This is a genomic window from Microbacterium sp. Leaf351, from assembly GCF_001423825.1.
Classification (GTDB): Bacteria; Actinomycetota; Actinomycetes; order Actinomycetales; family Microbacteriaceae; genus Microbacterium; species Microbacterium ginsengisoli.
Map to the genome: position 1 here is coordinate 28,317 of NZ_LMPK01000018.1, position 4,099 is coordinate 32,415.

4 protein-coding genes are annotated in these 4,099 nt (G+C 70.3%); 2 read left to right on the forward strand and 2 right to left on the reverse strand.

The genetic code is table 11. From position 1 onward, the window contains the following. The coding region (locus tag ASG00_RS17545) for a fumarylacetoacetate hydrolase family protein (RefSeq protein ID WP_235559404.1) at nucleotides 1-351 on the reverse strand (351 nt) is incomplete at its 3' end. 117 nt (nucleotides 352-468) lie between these two features. Here ASG00_RS17545 and ASG00_RS06955 point away from each other — a divergent pair. After that, nucleotides 469-1,851 carry an MFS transporter gene (locus tag ASG00_RS06955; RefSeq protein ID WP_056207883.1) on the forward strand — a complete coding sequence of 461 codons (1,383 nt, stop codon included), beginning with the start codon at nucleotides 469-471 and terminating at the stop codon, nucleotides 1,849-1,851. 116 nt (nucleotides 1,852-1,967) lie between these two features. Here the strand turns inward: ASG00_RS06955 and ASG00_RS06960 are convergent, their stop codons facing one another. Continuing rightward, a complete protein-coding gene (locus ASG00_RS06960; protein ID WP_056207887.1) occupies nucleotides 1,968-2,681 on the reverse strand; it encodes an IclR family transcriptional regulator in 714 nt (237 codons plus the stop codon). 157 nt (nucleotides 2,682-2,838) lie between these two features. Here ASG00_RS06960 and ASG00_RS06965 point away from each other — a divergent pair. Then, nucleotides 2,839-4,099 (forward strand): FAD-dependent monooxygenase (locus tag ASG00_RS06965; protein WP_235559405.1); only part of this gene is annotated, 1,261 nt, incomplete at its 3' end.

The window sequence follows — 4,099 nt, forward strand, 5'->3', positions numbered from 1 at the left end:
GGATCCCTTGTCGACGGCGCGGAGGTCGTACACGCCGACGTCGTTCGAGGCGGTGACCCACCCGACGTGCGCCCAGGCGTCGGCGAGCGTCACCCGGTGGGCGGGGGTGCCGATCACGAGCGCGATCTCGCCCTCGAAGGCGAGCAGCTCGGTGCCGGCGGGGCGCACGAGCACGCCGTCGGTGGGGGCGAGGGTGCTCGACGGCTTCAGGAAGTAGCTCGGCTGCGCAGGCCGGCGGCCCCGCTGGTCGGCGCGGGACGCGTAGCTGAGGTGCACGGCGATGACCTTGCCAGGCCTCGTCGGCAGTGCCGCGAACCGCGGATCGGCCGCGGTATCGGTGTCGTGAGTCATGAGCTCCCTCGCTCTTGCGTCGTATTCGAAATCGTATATGATCAACCGCACACCGGCAAGCCGCACCATCACGCTGCCGGAGACGATGAAGTCCCCTTGACGAAGGAGTCACCGCGCATGAGCGCAGAAGCACAGCAGGGCTTGACGCCCACCGGAACCATCGCGTCGGCGGTCGACCGTCGACGCGTCGTCTTCGCCACAGTCGTCGGCACCACGGTCGAGTGGTACGACTTCTTCATCTACGCCTCGGCCGCCGCGCTCGTGTTCGGCGAGCTGTTCTTCAAGCCGGCCGGTGCCGGCGTCGCCACGATCCTCTCGTTCCTCACGGTGGGGATCAGCTTCCTGTTCCGTCCGCTCGGAGCATTCCTCGCGGGCCATTTCGGCGATCGCATCGGCCGTCGCCGCGTGCTCGTGCTCACGCTCATCCTGATGGGCGCCGCGACGGCGCTCATCGGACTTCTGCCGACGTACTCGGCGATCGGGATCGGCGCGCCGCTCATCCTCATCCTGCTCCGCGTCCTGCAGGGCATCTCCGCCGGAGGCGAATGGGGTGGTGCCGTCCTGATGGCCGTCGAGCACGCGCCGCGCACGAAGCGCGGTCTCTTCGGGGCCTCGCCCCAGATCGGCGTGCCGATCGGGCTTCTGCTCGCCTCCGGCGTGATGGCCCTGATGGCGCTCATCGCACGCGGGGACGCATTCCTCGCGTGGGGATGGCGAGTGCCGTTCCTGCTCAGCATCGTGCTCATCTTCATCGGCTACTGGGTGCGTCGTCGTGTCGAGGAGAGCCCGGTCTTCGTCGAGATCGCCGAGCGCAAGGAGCAGACGCGCATGCCCATCGTGCAGCTGTTCCGGCGTCACGCCCTGCTCGTCATCATCGCGGCGCTCGTCTTCGCCGGCAACAACGCGGTCGGGTACATGACGACCGGCGGCTACATCCAGAACTACGCCACCGACCCGAAGGGTCCGATCGCGCTCGACCGTGAACCGGTGCTCTGGGCGGTCGCCGGATCCGCTGTCACATGGCTCATCGCCACGTGGGTCGCGGGATGGCTCAGCGACCGCATCGGGCGTCGCACCACCTACATCATCGGATGGGTCGCCCAGCTTGTCGGCGTCTTCACCCTGTTCCCGCTCGTGAACAGCGGCAGCGTGGGCGCTCTGTTCCTCGGACTCGCCATCCTCACGATCGGACTGGGGTTCACCTACGGTCCTCAGGCGGCCCTGTACTCCGAGCTGTTCCCCGCCTCGATCCGTTTCTCCGGGGTGTCGATCTCGTACGCGCTCGGCGCGATCCTCGGTGGCGCGTTCGCTCCGACCATTGCGACGGCGCTCGTGCAGGCCACCGGCTCGACCCTGTCGGTCACGGTCTACCTCGCCGGCATGACGGTGATCGGCCTGATCGCGACGCTCCTCTTGCGCGATCGCAGCGGCATCCCACTCGGCCCCGAGCATGAGGCCGAGCAGGCGAAGAGCCCGATCTACGGAGCGGCGCGCGGCTGACGCGCTCCGCGACGAGGCCCGCACGTCCGAGGAGTCGGCGTGCGGGCCTCGTCGTCGCGCCCGACCGGGCGTCGTCGAGGTGTTCCGCCTGGTGACTCCCGCCGCGCGCTGATCCGTCAGCCGTCGAGGGCCGAGCGGATCGCCGCGGCGCACCGCTCGAGGCGCCGGGCGATCGGCTCGGGGTCGTCGGGGCTGGCGACGTGCACGACGGCTATGGCAGCGGCGGGCCGTCCGCGCAGGGCGAGCGGCACGGCGACGGCCTGCACGGTCGGGATGACCTCGTCGGCGCTCGTCGCGTATCCGCGTTCGCCGGCGGCGCGCACCTGGTCGCGCAGCGCGTCGGAGGCGCCGCGGGGCCATTCGCCGGGGGCGAGCTGCGCGAGGATCGCCTTGCCGGGTGCGCCGACGGTCACGGCGTGACGGGCGCCCGGCCGCTGGGCGACCGAGGCGACGGCGTGGCGCGGTTCGACGCTGGCGAGGGTGACGCACTCGTCGCGGTCGTGCACCGCGAGGAAGCACGTCATGCCGAGCTCGTTGGCGACGGCGGTGAGCTCGGGCAGTGCCTCGGCCTGCAGGTCGGCGGAGACCCGCGAGGCGAGCGCGGCGAGCCGGGCGCCGAGGGCGAGCCTGCCGCCGGCGTCCCGCACGACGAGTGCGTGGTCCTCGAGGGTGCGCACGAGCCGGTAGGCGACCGAACGGTGCACGCCGAGTCGCGCGGCGACCTCGTCGATCGAGAGCGGACCGGTCGCCTCGGCGAGCACCTCGAGCACGCGGATGCCGCGGCTGAGGGTCTGCGAGGCGGGCTGATCGCGGGCGCTCTCGGGGGGCATGCGGCATCCTCTCGTCGCCGTTCCCTTGTGGGCGCCGGACGTCGTCGTATACGATCCATTCAATAGTAGAACGGCGTGTTCGAATATAGAACATAGCGCGCGAGCGCCCCGCCGTCCACACCCTCGACGTCGATGTCGCAGGAAGGGATCGAAGACGATGCAGTTCCACCACCACGGTTACGTGTCCACCGACCCGCGGGTGCAGCCCGCCGCCGGCATCGGCCTCGACCGGCCCGCCGATCTCCCCGACGCCGTCGACGTGCTCATCGTCGGGTCGGGCCCCGCGGGCATGCTCCTCGCCGCCCAGCTCTCGCAGTACCCGAGCGTCGTGACCCGCATCGTCGAGAAGCGGGAGGGACGCCTCGTGCTCGGCCAGGCCGACGGCATCCAGCCGCGCAGCGTCGAGACGTTCCAGGCCTTCGGGTTCGCCGAGCGCATCGTGGCCGAGGCCTACAACATCGGCTGGATGAACTTCTGGGGACCCGACCCCGACGATCCCACCCGCATCGTGCGGCGCTCCCGCACGGCCGACTACGCCTTCGACATCAGCGAGTTCCCGCACCTCATCGTCAACCAGGCGCGCGTGCTCGACTACTTCGCCGAGGCCGCCGCCGCCGGCCCCGGCCGCATCGTTCCCGACTTCGGCGTCGAGTTCGCCGGCCTCACCCGCGACGACGCCGAGGAGTATCCGCTCGCCGTCGAGCTGCGTACCGCCGAGGGCGCCCGCACCGTGCGCGCGAAGTACGTCGTCGGCTGCGACGGCGCCCGCAGCCAGGTGCGCGAGGCGATCGGCCGCCGCCACCTGGGCGGCATCTCGGCCCACGCCTGGGGGGTCATGGACGTGCTCGTCGAGACCGACTTCCCCGACTGGCGCGTGAAGTGCGCGATCAACTCCGAGGCCGGCAACATCCTGCACATCCCGCGCGAGGGCGGCTACCTCAGCCGCATGTACATCGATCTCGGCGAGGTCGCCGCCGATGACGACCACCGCGTGCGTCAGACGCCCATCGAGGACGTCATCCGTCGGGCCAACGAGATCCTGCATCCGTACTCGATCGACGTGAAGGATGTCGCGTGGCACAGCGTCTACGAGGTGGGACACCGCGTGACCGACCGTTTCGACGACGTGCCCGACGACGGGTCGCGCTCGCCCCGGGTGTTCCTCACCGGTGACGCGTGCCACACGCACAGTGCAAAGGCCGGGCAGGGCATGAACGTGTCGATGCAGGACGGCTTCAACCTGGGCTGGAAGCTCGGCTCCGTGCTGACAGGTCTCAGCCCCGAGACGTTGCTCGACACGTACTCGTCGGAACGGCAGCCCGTCGCCCAGCAGCTCATCGACTTCGACCGGGAATGGTCGTCGCTCATGGCGCGCAAGCCCGAGGAGATCTCCGACCCCGGCGACCTCGCCACCTACT

Bases quoted from the DNA above. Each gene is read 5' to 3' on its own strand.
- ASG00_RS06960 (WP_056207887.1), bottom strand. From the start codon at position 2,681: ATGCCCCCCGAGAGCGCCCGCGATCAGCCCGCCTCGCAGACCCTCAGC.
- ASG00_RS06955 (WP_056207883.1), top strand. From the start codon at position 469: ATGAGCGCAGAAGCACAGCAGGGCTTGACGCCCACCGGAACCATCGCG.